The organism is Burkholderia sp. MS455 (assembly GCF_016899445.1).
GTDB lineage: Bacteria > Pseudomonadota > Gammaproteobacteria > Burkholderiales > Burkholderiaceae > Burkholderia > Burkholderia pyrrocinia_C.
Map to the genome: position 1 here is coordinate 2,280,485 of NZ_CP041778.1, position 16,892 is coordinate 2,297,376.

Here is a 16,892-nt window from a genome sequence, read left to right on the forward strand (position 1 = left end):
CCGTGTGAAGACTGACCTCATCCGCTGAGTGGCGAGACGACGACTGCAAAAAATCCCCCAGAGGCCGCTTACTTGCGTGAGGGGTCATCCATCTCAGGGATCGGAACAGCCACCGTGTATGGTCGATACCGATCGCGTGACGGCGTCAAGCGACATCGCCGCACGGATAACCCTCTTTTTTTGAACGCCTTGTTCGTAGCCCCAATGGGCACAATCGCCACTTTCATCTCCCTGACTGTTCGAACCCGAGCTAATGTCAAATGTGGTGTACGACAGTCGAGCAGCATGATCAAGCGGCAAGCGGTTGAGCAGGAGCCGGTGTGCTCTCGGTCACCGGTGTTCCGTCCTTGAAGGGCACGCCGTTCAAGATCTGTTCGATTTTGTCGACACCGCGAATGCGGCGCCATGATTCCTCTGCTGCTTCGATGAGCTTGAAGGCCATGCCGAGGAAGGTCGCGCGCGACAGACAGTTTCGCGTGCGGGTCGTGCGGTGGCGGACCGTCGCGAAGGTCGACTCGATCGGATTCGTCGTGCGCACATGCTGCCAGTGCTCGGCCGGGAAGTCGTAAAACGCGAGCAGCTCGTCGCGATCCTTCGTGACCTTCTCGACAGCTTTCGGATATTTGGCCGTATAGGTCGCGACGAACTGATCGTAGGCGACGATCGCATCGGCGCGCGTCGCGGCGTTCCAGATCTCCGCGAGCGCGGCCTTGGCCTTGCCCTGCTGCGACTTCGGCAACGCGTTGAGCACGTTGCCGATCTTGTGAAACCAGCAGCGCTGGTGCCGCGTCTGCGGGAACACTTCCTCGAGTGCCGCCCACAAGCCCATCGCGCCGTCGCCGACGGCTAGCAGTGGGCCGGCTTGTAGACCGCGAGCCTTCAGATCGAGCAGTAGCTCGACCCACGAATCCTTCGACTCGCGGTAGCCGTCGGCGAGCGCGACGCGTTCCTTGCTGCCGTCTGGCTTCACGCCGATGATCACCAGCAGACATTGCCCGTCGGAATCCTCGCTGCGCGCCCCAGTATGAATGCCGTCGGCCCACCAGTAGACCCAGCGGGCCGCCGACAAGTCCCGATTGTTCCATTGCGCGAATTCGTCCGCCCAGATCGCTTTGAGACGAATGACGGTATTTGCCGACAGGCCTTTCGCCTGGTCGCCGAGCAATACGCTGAGCGCTTCGCTCATGTCGCCGGTCGAGACGCCGCGCAGATACAGCCACGGCAGCGCCGACGACACACGCGGCGACTTGCGCACGTAGGGCGGCACGATCTCCGAGTTGAACTTTACCCCCGAGCCCGAGCGATCGCGGACCTTCGGCACCTGGACCGTTACCGGTCCGATTGCCGTGACAACGTCTCGCTCAGGCAGATAGCCGTTGCGCACGATCGCCCGCCGGCCGTCCAGCGTCTTCACGTTCGAATATTGCTCGAGCAATGCCTTCAATTCCGCCTCGATCGCTTGCTGGATAATCTGCCGCGCGCCTTGCTGGATCAACTCGTCCAGGCCGACGGGCCCCTTGAATTCTGTTTCCGTTGCTTGACTGTCGTTCGCTTCCCGATTACGTTTCGCCATGGTGGTGGATTGGTTGCTGGGTTCGTTACCTTGGAAAGCAACATTCTCCTGCAATCGCCACCGCCTCCCGCCGATTCCGCTCCACACCGCCGTACACCACTTCCGACATTAGCTCTCGAACCCACGTTGCCATGGTATTGATGTTGCGCTCCCATAGACCACTACCTACTTCCGGTTACCCGGCACCGCGATTCCCCCCATCACACACACCACTGTCCAACGCTAAAGGGCGGGTCGATGGCTCGCATACGACCTCGCCCCATACTGATGGTCGTGACCTCGCGGGCGACGGATCTCCACCGTCCGTCACCCGCGCTCAATCTCACTCCACCGCGCCCGCCTTCGGTGTCAACGTGACATCCACCTGGGTGGTGCTGTTCACAACGAGCGGGACCGATTCCTGGTGATAGGTTCGTACCGTGCCGCCTTCCTCGACCTGCCAGGTCACGGAATATTGGGTGCTGGCGTGTTCATCCCACCAATACAGACCCAACGTCACGGCCGTGCCACGCGGGTACCAATAACCCGGCGCCGCATCCTGCGGCTTCGTCGGCGTCACATTCACCATCGCCGGACCATGTGGTCGCGGCGGTTGAATGGTCGTGCTCACCTCGACCAGCGGTTCGCCGGAACTGAAGCAGGCCATGACCGATCCGGATCGCTCGATGCGCACATCCACAAACGATGAATCGCCGGACTGATATTCGCGCACGATTGTGCCCGCATCGATTTGCCAGCGCTCGAAAGGCGCATCCTCATAGGCATCGGCGCGGAAAGTCAGGATTCGCCCAGCCGGCACACCGTAGTGAAAAAACGGCATGAAATCGTCCGGCATCGTCTTGTCGGGAATCAACGATACCGTACCCAGCGTGGCCGGTGAACCGGAAATATCGACCAGACAATCCCGCTTGGCCACCTTGCCTACGATATGGTGAGACTGCTCAACGCGCAAAAACAGTTTGGCCTTTTCCCCCGCATTCAGGGCGTTCCACTCGGCATGACCATCGATCTCCCATCCGGTGAACGCAACCTCGTCCGACGCCACACTCAGATCGACCTCGATGTCCGTGCCCGACAAGTAACGCGGTTGCCAGGGCGTAATCGTCAGCGTTGCCTGGTTCGGTTGGCCGTCCGCTGACTTGACCTCGGTCGTCACCGGAAACTCATTCGCGCCGACGTCGAATTCAGCCACAATCGTTGTGTTGTCCGTGATCGTCACTTCCGAATCGGCTGTCTCCAATACCTGTCCGTTGACCAATACACGCTGGAAGGTAAAACCCCCACGCGGTACGACGCGCACGCGCACCCGCGCGCCCGGCTCATGCAAGCCACCGGGTTCAACGATGACATACCCCCCCAGTTCCGGAACGACCTTGCTCTCGACGGCATAGCGTGCCGCGCCATCCCGGTGACTGCGGTAACGTGACACGGCAGCTGTCGTCACCTGCAGCAATGTCACGGCGTCGGCCTCGTCAGCGCTACCGATCGGCGCCCCCACCGCGACGCCCTTCCATTGACGCTCGGGTGTCGAAAAATACGGGATATGCGGCCCCACGCCCGCACGGTCATATCCCATCGTCGTGACAAACGACCGGTCGTGCGGAATGTACCCCCGCGCATAATCGAATTGCGCGTCCTGATCGACATCCCGCCCCTCGGTTGACGCCGCATCATGCTGCAGCCCCATCAGGTGGCCCAGTTCGTGAATCAACGCGTAATCCGGCACCGGAACCCGTTTGATCGGGTTCGTCAGTGCAACCGTACAAACCGCATACGGCAGCGTGGACCGATCGTCACGCGGGGTTCGGGCGACCATATTTGAAACGCCCAGAATCACGCCGCTCGCCCCGTCGGACTCCGCCTGTTCGGCGAGCCCAACCACCAGGTCGGCCTTGAACTGATCACGCAACGCGGACACTTGCAGGGCGGCGGCCCCCGACGGCTGATAGGGATGCCCGCTGCCCTCGGTTTTCCCGATCTCGTTGCGCAACAAACGGCGAACCTTCTGTTCCGTCAGCAGATTCGCCTCCGCCATATCGAAGCTGAGGACGGCGCGCACACCGCTATTGGCCAAGGTGGTATTACCCACTTCCACCCAATGCGCGACCTTGGCCGTCAGCGCCGCCAGGCCACCCGGGTAGCGCTCGGCCAAGGCCGTCCCATAGACGGCCAGAAGGTGAATGGCAGCCGGCGCCGTACCCTCACCGGCCGCGGCCCTCTCTGCCAGTCGAGCCGAAGGCGTGTGAGGCGCCGTCAGGGGCGCGCCCAAGGCATGAACGAGCTCGCATGCCGCGGGCTCGAGCAAGCCCATCGCAGCGATGCTGACCTCTGCACCCGTGCCCGTGCTCTCAAATACGTAAGCGCGCTCTTCGACGTGCACACTGCCCGAAATAGCCATCTCGCCTTCGCCGCCGTCCAGCCCGGTCACGGCCAGATGACCATAGATGGCCGGGTTGCCGGCAAGTTGCCCGTGCCACGCCCAGCTGCCCGATTGCGGCCCCGGGCGAATCCGGACGGTGGATAGATACACCGTCACCTCATCGTCAAGGTTCAATTGCAGTCCGCTGGAAACAGGCGTGCGATTCGCCCCCGGGAAGGCCGCACCCAATCGCTCCAGATTGATCCGTGCCCGTCGCCCAGGTACGCGGGGTGTTTCATTGGTATCCGTAAAAACGAACAGATCCTGGTTTGCATTATTCATGATGAACTCGTGACAAGCGCGGCTGATGAGAAAAGTACGATCGAGCTTTGATCGGCGTTCGCAAAGAAATCCACCGAATCTCGATCGCCACCGCTGTTAAAAAATTCGATGACCGGGTCGACCGAAAAGACGGAGTGCAGCCGGTCCAACAGGCAAGCGCCCAGTCAATTGATGTGTCCGCACCGGTCCTGCTACAGGCTCTTGAGCACCTCTGCTTCGATCGGATGCCCTCTTTCTGATTCCTCCAGTTTGCATGACGCCGCAGCACGTTTGACAGGATCACCATGGTCGCGACGCGAAAGTTGCACCTGGTGATCTTGTACTGCTTTCGGCGAACGCCTTTCGCGATGAAACCTTTGCCACCGAGTCTCACGCATGCGTCGGACGGTCGGCACGAACAGATCGATGCGCTGCGTTACCCGTCCTTCGCAGTCGCGATGCACGAACGAGCGGCACCCCACGCTGCGTCCACGGCGCCCGCGTCGCGAATCCTCCGCGCGGGCAACGTGGGTCGCTCCTTGTGGCAAGGCATTTGCGATCAACGCCCATATCCGCAAACCACACACTGCATTCATACTGTGAACGACGGTACGAACGAACCGAGGCAGATATGTCTCAGTTTGAGTGGAGTAGAAAGAATCAATCGACCTTCCGACTCCCATTCGCCCCACGACAGTGCCGCACTGCGGGCGACTGCACCCGCCGGTGACGTCACGCCGTGACAGTCATTGATCCATCGCAAGCTCCCCTCGGATTCCATTATTATTAGGAATCCGATCAATATCAACCGGTATCACACGATGATGATACCGAGCCCATGTCACCTGTCGCCGCCCGGGCGCACTCGCGCCTGCGTGCAAGTCATCCGTGCATCGAGCAAATCGCCTCCCATCGGCAGGCCGATCACCACAGCGCTGGACACCTTTGCATGCACGACACGGCGGGTTACGTTGCATGGTTCACCTCTGATGCGCTCGAAATTGGCGCAGGCCTCCGGTACCCGATCCCGCCTACGTCAGCTTTGGTTTCGCTCACTTCGCCCGATCTGCTCGACAGCGCAAAGCAGATCGGGCGCGCACGTAGTCAGGCCTGCAGAATTCGTCATCGCGGCCAGACGCGCGCAATAGCGGACCATGATTGACTTCGATGTCCAATGATCCACTTCCGGGAACACGACGCGATGTGCGTCCGAAGCCACGCCCCGCCGGTTGCAACCGCAACAGCAAAGGAGATAACCGCACAGATCTGGTTTCGGACGCAGAGAGCCCAGCGTCGCAAGAAGGGTTTGATGCCCAGCCGGGCAATCGCGCGCAGCAGCCATCGCAGGTTGAAGCCCGTCGCGCACAGCACCACGTGCAACGCATCGCCGGTCGCCCCCTGCAGCCAGCAGCGCCGCAGCCCGTGATCCTGTTTGACGTGCCCGATCACCGGCTCGACCGCTTGTCGGCGCTTGAGCCACTTGCGTTGCTGCGCGCTCAGCGTCTTGTACTTGCCACGGTGGATCAGCTGCGTCGGCACGATGGCTGCATCAACACCGCGATAGCCCAAGTCGGCGAGCACGGTCGTCGGCTTCGGTTCGCCCGGCACGTTTTCCAGCAGGATTCGCGTCTGCTCGAGCTGCTCGGCCAGCGTATGGCCGTCGTACGGGTTGCCGGGGAACGTGCGCGCGCCCACGATCAGTCCGCTCTTTTCGGTGATCGCCAGGCTGGCCTTTACGCCGAACTCGTACGGCTGCCGGGCTTTGCCCTTGGCGACGCACTCGACCTCCGGTGCATGAAGGGCGTACAGCTTGCCCTTGTCCTTCGGCCGTTGTCGGCAGACCCGCCAGGCCCGCCCAAGCCAGACCGTCAGCGTCGCTCGATACGAGTCGGCCGCCGCGGCCAGCTTGCGCTCAATGTCGCGCAGCAGTCGACCGAGCACCGTGCGTTGCCGCTTGAGGACACGGCGCAGTCGCCTGTACTGCTTCGCGTGGGCGTAGCCGCCGGCGCGGCGGCGCAGTTGCTTGCCTTCGCGTTCGTAGGTCTGCTTCAGCGTCAGTCCGGCGCGCTGAGCGAGCTTCACCAGCTTCGCGCGCGCGAGCTCGAGCAGTCGACTGTCGGTCGGGAACGCAATCGCCTTCTCCTGGACCGTCGTGTCGACGATCACGCGCTTGAACTCGTCCGAGCTCACCGCCTTCATGTCCACCACAACTGCGATCGTCGTCGCCAGCAGCTCCTCGACGCCCGATTCGCCGAGCGCCTGCCGGAACCGCACCAGATTGGTCGGATCGCACGGCAGGCGCGGCTGGAAATAGTCCTCGCCGCAGAAGTACTGCCAGTAGTTGTTCTCGGCCCAGCGCTCACATACCGACTCGTCGCTCTCGTTGAACGCGTGCTTCAGGTAGAGCAACCCCGCCATCAACCGGATCGACAGCCGGGGGCGGCCCGCCCCACTGACTCCCGCACCCGCGAGCTTCGGTGTCGGTCCGAACAGATCGATCACTTCCGTCGCGATGCCTTCCCGCTCACGTCGCGCAAACAGCGGCGTGAGCGTGGCTTCAATCTGCGCCCAGGGCAGTCGCGTCGCAAGTACCGCGAGCGGGTGACGCAAATCGATCATCGCATCCAGGCGACTACGGAAGAAATCGTCGGTCATCTCGGCGTCCTCAAACTCCCAGGTTTCGATTCAGATCGATATTCGTTCTGGGAGTTCTGCAGCTCCCAAATTCCGCTCAACCCTTTGCTACATCAGCCTCGGCAGTGTTTTGCAGGCCTGACCACGTATGCGCCGCCCCGCCAAACCGAGCAGGCGTGTCATGTTGCATCTCCTGATGCGGGCGTGTCGTTCGCAGGATCGCGTTCTTGCCAGAAAAATACATCCTGCACTTGCCGCATCAAGTTCTGGACTTGCCCGTTCTCGCCTATCTCCCCTTGAATGCCGATCACGGCAAGATAACGCACGCGACCCGAAGTCGAACGCTTGGGGCGGTGCATGACGACCGGTTGAGTTTTATGTTCATGCACCTTGAGCTGTTGCCCGAGCTCCTGCAATGACAGATTTTCTAAATAGCTCGCACGACAGGTATGCAATTCAAACGTCTTGTACCGTAGCCCCGATCGCGCCACATCGTTCAGGATATCGGAGGTGAGCGGATACCCCTGCGACACCAGGGTCCAATGACGTTGCAACACCTGCCATGCCTGCTCCCGATCCAGGCCCTGTACGACCGGCGGCCCGAGAACGGGACGATCGAATTTCGGTACCACGAGATCCGTGGGGGGACGATCGGCATGGCTGAACCTGGCCCTTACGCGATTCTCGTCAAGCAAGTCGTCGAGCAGATCGTCCGTGTCCTTTTCGTACTTTGTGTGGCGATAGTCGGCCACCTTTCCCGGTTCATGAGACCCGGTGTGGATGTAATCGCCAAATGCCGCCCTCATGGCGTCGTAGTTCTCGAGCGCCCGGCCTTTCAGGCTTCTGGCCAGATTGACGTGCTCCTTTTCCAGCGCATCCAGTTCCGCCTGTGTGGTAGGCGTGGGACGGAAGTCGAGCAGCCATCCTGCGCCCCAAGTGTCTCCTATATCCTCGCCTTGCAACGGAAGGTGCGGTCTGCCTGTGATGCGCACGCCCTGCGTGCTCGCCTCGATGAAGGGCTTGTATTTGTTCCGGAAAATTTCCCTCGTTCCTTCGGCCAGAATCGCCTCATGGGCAGCTGGAAAGGCATGAATCATCCCTTGCGTGACGTCCATGGTTTCGAGTTCGGTGTAGAACCCGTGCGCGCTCAGCAGCAACGTCGAGGCGCCTCCCCCCTTGGACGAGGTCCACAAATACGAGTGCCCCAGGTCGATACGAATCGATTGGAACAATTTCGTATAGGTGTTGAATGCCTGTTGGGAGTCGGATACGCGCACGGCTTTCTTATGCGTCGCCGCGGGCGGGGGTACCTTGCGCGAATTATCCGCACGATTAAGAAGCGAATCAGCGGCCGGCTCTCCGGCTCGGGGCTGACTCAGGTCCTTGAGCAGCTTCGACTGCCCCGGCAATGGGATCTCGCCCGCGCGCTCGACATCCACCATATATAGCTGGATCGGCGTACTTGCGCTGAGATTGCGTTTTTGGCTACGCAATATTTTCCGCTTCGGCTGCATGATGCGCGCCCATGCCGTCTCAAATGCCTCGGCTGACGTGAAGACCGCGAGACCCACTGCCGGATCGTAGAGATAGTACGTGCGCGTACCGAGCACCGTCGCGGTGGACGGCGTGGGCTGCACACCCACCAGGACCGTGGAATCCTGATGGCGGGCGAGGAAAAATGCCGGAACCCGCCATTGCGTGAGATGGCGCGTCGCCGTATGCAACGACATCGGAACCCTTGGAATCTGCGGAATCAGATGCCGACGAATCTCCAACGGTATCTTCTGGAAGGCAACAAAGGTGAACCCCAAAGTCTTCAACTGGTCGGTCAGCTCATTCGTACTCCCCGCCGACGGCAGGCGATTGATCAGATTGAGCCCATGTCCCGCTTGCAATGCGACGGCCATCGCCAACGCCGCGGGCTCGGTGTAGATCTGACCGCTGGCATCGAGCGGGACCGCAGACGGATGCCAGCCCGCACTGCCTTTGGACAGGACCTCACGAGCCGATGCCAATTGACGCTCGCGTTGCTCGACGAGCTTCGTGTAGAGCGCCCCTAACTGATCCGCTGGCACCAACGAACCCGCTTGGCTCTTCAACACATACAAATTCATGATTTCCAGTTCCGACATCTTGGGCTGCCAGCCGGGCACCGGCACCGTCGCGCTGGTCATGCCACGCTGATAGTCGGCCTGCTGGGCACGGCTCGCGTGAATCGTGCTGACCTGGAACACCAGTTTTTCGAAAAGACGCCGCGAATCCGGATAGCGCATGATTTCCTGCACGCTCCAGAAGGTGGTGGGATTGGCTTGCGATGACCCCCGAAAACTCGACGCATCCGGCGGCGCCTCGCGTTGCGCCAGACGGACTTCGACCTCGATTTTCCACTTGACCAGCCCGTCGATATACGATCGCGGGCAAATCCATGCCTGCCCGGCCGCCTGTAGCGCCCGCTCAATGGACTCCGACAGATCGGCAAGATAGCCGCGCTGCATGGCCGGCGTCAGTTGCGAGGCACGCGCGAGGTTGGCCTCGGACAGTTTCTCGAGGATCGGCTCCACGCGCCAGGCCCACACGCCCAGATCGCGCCGCACCTCGGCGGGCTTGCGCAGCCCGAGCGCACCCCGTTGTGCTTCGGGCACGGGTGACTCGAACAGGCTCTGCAGCGGGGTCGGCCCCGGTCCCGGCGTATCCGTATGCACGCGCGAAAACGCGGCCTGCAGCCGCGCATTGCGACTGATCTCCGGAATCCGGGCGAGTGCATCCCATGCCTGCTGCGCCCATTGCCAAGGCGTGAGGCTCGATACCCGTTCGGTGTCCGGCAGCGGCCGGTTCGCCGCGCCCGGATCCGCGTCGACACGTGTAATGGGCACCTGGGTCAATCCCAGTTTTCGGGCCACTTCGTAGCGACGGCGCCCGGCGATCAGTTTGAGCTTGCCGTCGCGGCCATACCGCACCTTGAGCGGATCCATAAAGTCGCCGCCCTTGATCCCCAGCTCGATCGGCGTCAGCTGCTCGTCTGGCGAGTGGCCTGCGCCGTCGACGTCGATGTCATCGATGTCGACAAACTCGTCGCCGTCAGGCTTGGATTTCCAATGCCCGAGCGCCGCATAGTCATACTCATGCTGGTAGCCATAGAGGAGGGCATTGCCTTGATCCACCCGATAGGCTTGCCCCCCTTCCTTGTAATACACGACGCGCTCGACCTCGCCACGCGCGTTCGCGATCGTGGCGACATACAGGTCCCCGATCGACGCCAGTACCTCATCGTCCCAAGCGTTTTCCTGAGCCAGTTGACGCACCTCGTCGCGCGCAAGACGCTTGGGCTTACACAGGCTGGTTCCGCCCGGTTCGCGCTTGCGTCGCGCCTGCGCGCAGGTCGCAAGCAGACGTTGCAGCACCGTGCCATCCTGTTTCAGCGGCGAGAGCGGCTTGAACGGTTTGCGCACGGGCGATGTGTCTGACGCCGCCACAGGCTGGGCCTGATTGGCGTCAGGCGTGAGCCATTGCCGGATCGCGTCATCGTTTGCCGGGCGCTGCTGGGTGAGCAACTCCCGGGCCTTGAGCGCAAAACGCGAATGCATTGACGCACGCGCATACGCCCCCAGACCCATCGCCGAGGCGCGCCCCATCAGATACGCGGCCAGGACATTCTCGTCTTCTTCCGAACGCTCGGCACTGACATGCTGCACGCCGATCATCGAGAGTTCGGCCAGATCCAGCAACCAGTCGATGGCTCTCACCAGCTTCGAGCCGGAATACGACGCCGCCTGACCGACACGGTCAATGGCGTCCAGACCCATGTCCAGCAATTGTTCCTGACGTGAATAGCTGGCTGCGTCCAGATCCGACATGCGATGACCGTGCAGGTCCTGCATCAGCGTGGGCACGATGTCGGACTGCGCAACGAACTTGAACACGTCGGCCTCATAGTGCAGATGCCGTGTGGCCTCGGTCGGCAACGCCTGGCCGGCGTCATAGGCGTTCAGCGCATCGAGTCCATGCTGGTGGTCAAGCGCGGCCTGGCCCGCTTTTCCTGACCAATTCGACGGCTCGGCTTCAAGCGCCGAGCGATCGGACGACGTGAGCGCCGAGCGCACGAGTTCATCCAGTTGCCGGGTATCGGCAATGTTGGCCAACGCACCGCTCCAGTCCAGCGGGAAGCGCAGCACACGCGAGTCGAACAGCGAAAAAATCAATCGATGCGCGCCGGATCGAACCGCGAACACGCCGGCCAGGGTTTTGCCGCGATACTGGACTTGCTCGGCCGACACGGTCGCCCCGCTGGGCGAAAGCCCCTGCTGGGCAAGCCGGCCCCGCACCACGCTGTTCAAAGCACCATTGATTTTCGTGCCCAGACGCGTCCAGTCGGCCGAGAGCTTCTCGCTCACATCCGTCATCATGCGCCCCGAGGTCAGCGCCTCGATCAGGCCTGCACTGAATTCGGACGGCCATTCCCGCTCGATCGACAACGTGGCCAACGCGCCGTCATCACGCTTGGTATCGCGCTTGTCGAGCCCCTGCGCAACCTCCTTGATGCTGTAGGCTTTCCGGGTCCAAAGCAACTCCGGCTTGAACTTGCGCACCAGGTAATTCACCGCCGCCTTGAGGTTGCCGAGCGTTGCGAACAAACGGGTCGCCCCCGCCGTCACATTGACCGGCCGGTCCTGATAATCGGCGTAGCGCAAGCCGAAGCGCTCGAACGCGGCATGCAACCACGTGTTGAAGCTCTCGTCGGGAGACTGCCGCAGCTGCACTTGCTGCGCCAGATTGGGCAACGCCACGGGGGTCGGCTCACTGCGTGCCTGCTGGACCTTCTGCACGACGCGATAGAGGCGATAGTTATCAAATGGCCCCTGGTCGTCGTCTCGCGTGAAAAACGAACTGTCCCACAGTCGGTCGATCCAGGTGGCAAGGGACTCGCCGGTCGCGATATTTCGACCGCCCAGACGTTGCCAGGCGAGGAAATAATGGCCGGCTGCCAGCGTTTGCATGGTTTGTGTGTTGGCCTGGACTTCGGGCTGCGTGACGGGCTGCGTGTGGGGCTGCGTGGTCGCCGTCGCGTGAGCGGCCTCGACCAGCACATCCAGTTGTTCGTTTGACAAGCGATCAACGGCCAGCCCCATCGCGCGCAGCATCTGCCGCACCGCACGGCGTTGCGCACGCGGAACATCGATCGTCGTCAGCGCGGTAGGATTGAGCGTGTGCTGCTCTTGCGCGACACTGAGCACCATCGCATGTAACTCGCGGCTCTCCTCCCATCGCTGCTGCGTGGCGGCCAACTCCAACGTCAACCACGGCAAGTCAGGCGCGCTGGTGGGTGCGGAGGCCCCTGCCTGCTGCTTCAGCGCCCTGATCCTGACAAGCAGATCCTCGCATCGCGCACGATAGGCACTATTCAGATGCGCGGGCGAGCGATGCCCCCTTCTGAACGTATTCTTTTCCCAGGTTCTGACACGCTCAAAGATCATGCTGTCAGTGGTGGGTTCAGGCCTGTTCGAATCCGTCGCGCGCTTGCCAAACGCGTCGGCATAGCCGATGAGAAAATCCGGTGACGTCCGCAATGCGTGAATCTGCGCCCCGAGGTCCTTGTCGTCCAGCGTAAAATCCGCCCCCGCGGGCACGTAGGGTTGTGCCGCGAACTGCGACCATGCGGTCCTGGCGATCTGCGCCTGCCAGTGCTGCTGCGCGCTGGCCGAGCCCCATGCATTAACCAGCAGACTGCGGGCGAACAGCTGCATTTTGTCCAGATGAGCGGCTTGATCGGGTGTCAGATTCGCGGTTTGGGCAGTCGGCATGGTGGCCCGTTCGGCGGATTCAAACGACAGCCGATGGTACGTGCCATGCATCAGATCGACCTCGTAAAACGCCGGCTCGCTCGTCTCGACGATCAGCCGATCATCGAGCCAACCGGATTGCGCGCTGACCAGCCGTGGGAAAGCCGATCCACGGAGGATCTGATCAATCGCCTGCGCAAAATCGGTTTCGTCGGGCTTGAGCTGTTCGCGTACGTGCGCGAGCAACCGATACGTGAGCATCGCCGTGAGCCCCGTCAGCGACTCCAGCGACACCAGCGACTCGGAGGACATGGAGCCGGTGTGTGCCAGCGCATGCCGCAGTTCGCTCAAGAGCAGGGTCGAATTCATGGCGCTCGTGCCGCTCGAGGGCGCCTGCGCGTGGTATCCCGCCCGCTCGAGTTCGACTTGCGGCCAACCCAGCTGGATGTCTTCTCGCGCAAAACTCAACGCGTCGTTGCGGCCGTCGCCCGAGGACACCGTCATCTGCACCGCGTCCTCGTCGCGCGCGACCGACTCGGGTGCGCTGAGCCAATGCCGAATCAAGCGTTGCGCCTCGATGGCATCGCTTGCCAGCAGATGGGTCGCCAGTTGCCTTGCGACGGCCCCCAGATAAGACGAGGCTGCCCCACTGTTGGATACGGGCGTGAACTGCCAACCATGACGCGCTTCGCCCGCGGCCGCCTCTTCACAATCGCCACTGGCCAGATCAATGATCAGCCAATGCGTTGACGACAGCACGCTGCGCACGCGCGGCGCCTGGACAGCCACCTTCTGTATCAGGCGGTGTCCATCCCGGGTCACGGTCGCAATCGGTTCCTGACCGGCCAGCGTGCGATCGAGCAGCGTCTTGTAGCGCGGCTTGCTCGGGTCGCTGATCACACTGGCGAAGGTGTAGCTCCCCCCCCATCGCAACGGACCGCGGTCCATCGCACGCCGCACCGTGTACAAGCGGCCCACCAGCATGGGCGTCAAACGGGCACACAGCTCGTCGCCGAGCGTGGCCTTGTCGAGGCCGGGATCTCCGGCGAGATGATGCAACCACGCATACTGGGTTGAACCCGGCACCGCGAAGTGTTCGAGCATCGTGGAAGAAAATTCGCGGACCTGGATGTCATCGTACCGGTCGCCGTAACCCAGATGGCGTCCAATCGCCAACTCTTCCAGCGACAACCGTGCGATGTCCTGGCGTGTGCCCCCTGTCTGCCCCCGTGGGATGCCGGTTACCGTAAAACCCGCGTCCTGATACGCCGCCAGGGTTGCCGGCAAATTGGTGTTTGACTGCGTCGCTGTCTGATTGGCAATGGCCTCGCTCACCCAGTCATTCAAGCGCTGATGCCAGACAGACAAGGGGTCCCTCGGTGCCGATTGCGATTCGTCGGAGTCCGATTGTGATGTGCCTTGATCGGAACGCGCCACATGGCTCGGCCCTTTGCCAAGTCGAGCAATCGGCGTCTCCTCTGGATTGACCTGCAAATTGCTGACAAAGTCGACGCCTCGTGCCCCATGGACGGGTGCGCCGCTGACCCCCCATGTGGGCGCCGGCATGCCACTGGACTGCGCGCTCGTTTGATTTTCGGGGAGGGATACCAGGCCGTAAAGCGTGCGATCAATGGCCGACGTTGCGTCGTCGAGATGCGCTGTCATGGCCGAATACCATTCGGCAGCCAGACGCGCAACGTCCGCTCCGGCGGCTGGGGCGGCATGCCCCAATGCGGTCCATGCGTGCTCGGCCAACCTGAGCATCCGCTCCATCGGCACGGGCCGACTGGCCCATTGTTCTGTATTCCAACGGCGCGCTCTCACGATACCAGGCCCGCCTACTCGATCACTGTAGGCCTCTTCCAACAGGGTCCCCGGCATCTGGAAGTCGAACCAACCCGGTGGAAATGGCGCAAGGCATCGCGGCACACCCCCCCGCGGTTGACCAAGCGCCACCGCCGTTCCGGGCACCTGCGCCTCGTCTTCCGGACACGCCACATGCCACGACGGATTCTGCACGCTCGGAAACACACGTGGCACGTGGACGAACTCGTTCAACAGTCTGTCGATCGCCGTCACCCAAACCGACGGGCGTGGCTTGAATTGAAACGGCAAAACCAACTGGCCGATCGCATGAATCAGCCCATAGCACGCTTCGTTGATATCGGCCCCATGATGCACCGCCTCCATCAGGCGGATTAACGCGTTGTAGGGGGCATCCGGCAACTCCCATGCGCCATCGTCGTCGCCCAGGTCTGGCTGTGCCGGTTCGGCGTCATCCACGATCGCGTCTTCTTTGGCTCGCTCACGCTCCAACCACGCCTGGACTTGTTGCATCTCGGCCGTCAAGCGTCGGCGCTCATCTTTGAGCTGTTGCCATTGGAGCCTGAGTGCATTGAGATCCAGATTGCCCGGCGTCGATTGCCGAGAAACTGCCATCATGCGTGCCGTCAGTTCCGACAGGCGCTGCTCGACCGGGCTCAAAGCATCCAGATAGTCGTCAATCAGCGCTTCGGCTTGACTCAGGCTCCGTGCGTGCGGCCATAAATCGACATTGATTGCTTCGATCAGCTCATCCAGCCTCATCATGATTTGCGGTGAGGGCGTCAGCGCCTCCTGGACGGGTCCAGGGTCGAATTGGGCACCGATGGTATGGATCAGTGCATCCAGTTTGTCCTGGACCGCCTCCGGCAAACTGATCGGTTCGCTATGCTTTCGGGATCCCAGGAAACTGACGGCATATCGCATCCCTCCCCACATCGAGTTGGACACCGCACCCAGCCCGCTACGCCCTATTCGATACCACCGCCGAATGAATGCCAGTGCATCGCCGCGAATATGACTTCCCGGGGCAGCCTGATCACCCTGTCCGATCCGTTGCGCATGCCAAATCGTCCTCACCGGATGTCGTAAAAAGATATACACCAGCTCCGACGCAAGAAATGCTTTTACTGCCTCCCAATGCTCGGCGAGCGTGCGCTCGTCCATATCCTGGATGCCGTCTTGCAGCCACGACCGTGCATACTCGCGCACCATCGCCCGCCCCGCCCTCGCGCGCGCGGGGGTGGTCTGCATCGCCACCTGCCACTGATCAACTGCAGCCGGATCGGCGATCGACAACTGATGCTCGGCCGCGGCCAGGATCGGATCCAACCGTTGGCCCGCATCGTCCTCACTTGCCGCCTGATCCACCCGCATCGTCCTGGCCGGATGTCGCAAAAAGAAATACACCAGCTCCGACGCAATAAACGCTTTGACCGCCTCCCAGTGTTCGTCGACCGTACGCTCGCCCATATCCTGGATAGCCTCTCGCAGCCACGACCGTGCATACTCGCGCACCACCGCACGCCCCGCCTCCACGCGCTCGGGCGCACGCTGCACGGCTTCCAGCCAGTCATCGGCGGCAGCCGGATCGTCGCGCGACAGTTGTTGCTCGGCCGCAGCCAGGATGGCGTTCAATCGTCGCCCACGACGCCGGCTGTCCCGACGCGCCCGGGCGCGTCGTCGACCTGCTTCATGGGCCCGTGCCCCGCCCGCCAGATGACCACGGCGATGGATCGCATTGAGTGCCGCCCGCGGCAATGAACGCTCATCCGGCGGTGGGCCCGCCTCATCCGCCTCGCCCGAATTGCGCCCCGATGCACGCGTACCGGCCCGCTCCCGTTCATGCTCTTGTTGAGCACTGTCTAGTTCGGTGACTCTAGCCATAGCCTTCTTGTTCAATTGATTGTTGTCGGGACGGTGGTCGCCCCAGTGCGCTTCTTCTAGGACGTGGTTGTCCGCCTGCACAGCCGCCAAGCGATCCATGTCATGGGCGAGAACCTCAGCAGTCACAAGACCGATCGGGTGCAAGAATTTCCGAGCGAGCATCGTCGCGTTCATCTCCATGACACCCCAACGTATTCGCCATGGCTCAACCCGGTCGATAACGGGTTCGCCCGCACCCGGCACGACGTGATCAGCCGTGGCGCATTCGCGTCGATCAAAGACCTCGACACCCAGCATGCGCCCTATTCGTGAGCACAATAAGGATCCCAAATCATTGAAACGAATCCATACGATCCGGCACGATGATCACCCCCGATGCTTCTGATTCAATGGACCCGCAGGTCCGCTCCCGCTCATCGCCGCGGCCACCTCTATCGCCGACGACGACCACACTCATCGATTCATTAACCCATTATATGGAACGATAGTGGGCCCATTCACCGGGAATTATCTGAAAGAC

At 61.9% G+C, this 16,892-nt stretch carries 3 protein-coding genes and 1 pseudogene; all 4 read right to left on the minus strand.

Annotated features, from left to right (window positions below; genetic code table 11):
- Window positions 1-289 precede the first annotated feature (289 nt).
- The gene (locus tag FPJ27_RS14890) at window positions 290-1,573 is read right to left on the minus strand and encodes an IS256 family transposase (RefSeq protein ID WP_204420906.1); all 1,284 of its coding nucleotides are present in this window, start codon (window positions 1,571-1,573) and stop codon (window positions 290-292) included.
- Between the two features lie 322 nt (window positions 1,574-1,895).
- Window positions 1,896-4,274: a hypothetical protein gene (locus tag FPJ27_RS14895; protein WP_204421623.1), complete on the minus strand. Its 2,379-nt coding sequence runs from the start codon at window positions 4,272-4,274 to the stop codon at window positions 1,896-1,898.
- 1,299 nt (window positions 4,275-5,573) lie between these two features.
- Window positions 5,574-6,908, minus strand: a pseudogene (locus FPJ27_RS14900) (IS5 family transposase); the annotation flags it as partial.
- 158 nt (window positions 6,909-7,066) lie between these two features.
- A complete protein-coding gene (locus tag FPJ27_RS14905; protein WP_239483204.1) occupies window positions 7,067-16,669 on the minus strand; it encodes a hypothetical protein in 9,603 nt (3,200 codons plus the stop codon).
- Between the last annotated feature and the right edge of the window lie 223 nt (window positions 16,670-16,892).

Excerpts from the sequence above, each read along its gene's own strand:
- FPJ27_RS14890 (WP_204420906.1), bottom strand. The coding sequence starts at position 1,573 with ATGGCGAAACGTAATCGGGAAGCGAACGACAGTCAAGCAACGGAAACA.
- FPJ27_RS14895 (WP_204421623.1), bottom strand. The coding sequence starts at position 4,274 with ATGAATAATGCAAACCAGGATCTGTTCGTTTTTACGGATACCAATGAA.
- FPJ27_RS14905 (WP_239483204.1), bottom strand. The coding sequence starts at position 16,669 with ATGCTGGGTGTCGAGGTCTTTGATCGACGCGAATGCGCCACGGCTGAT.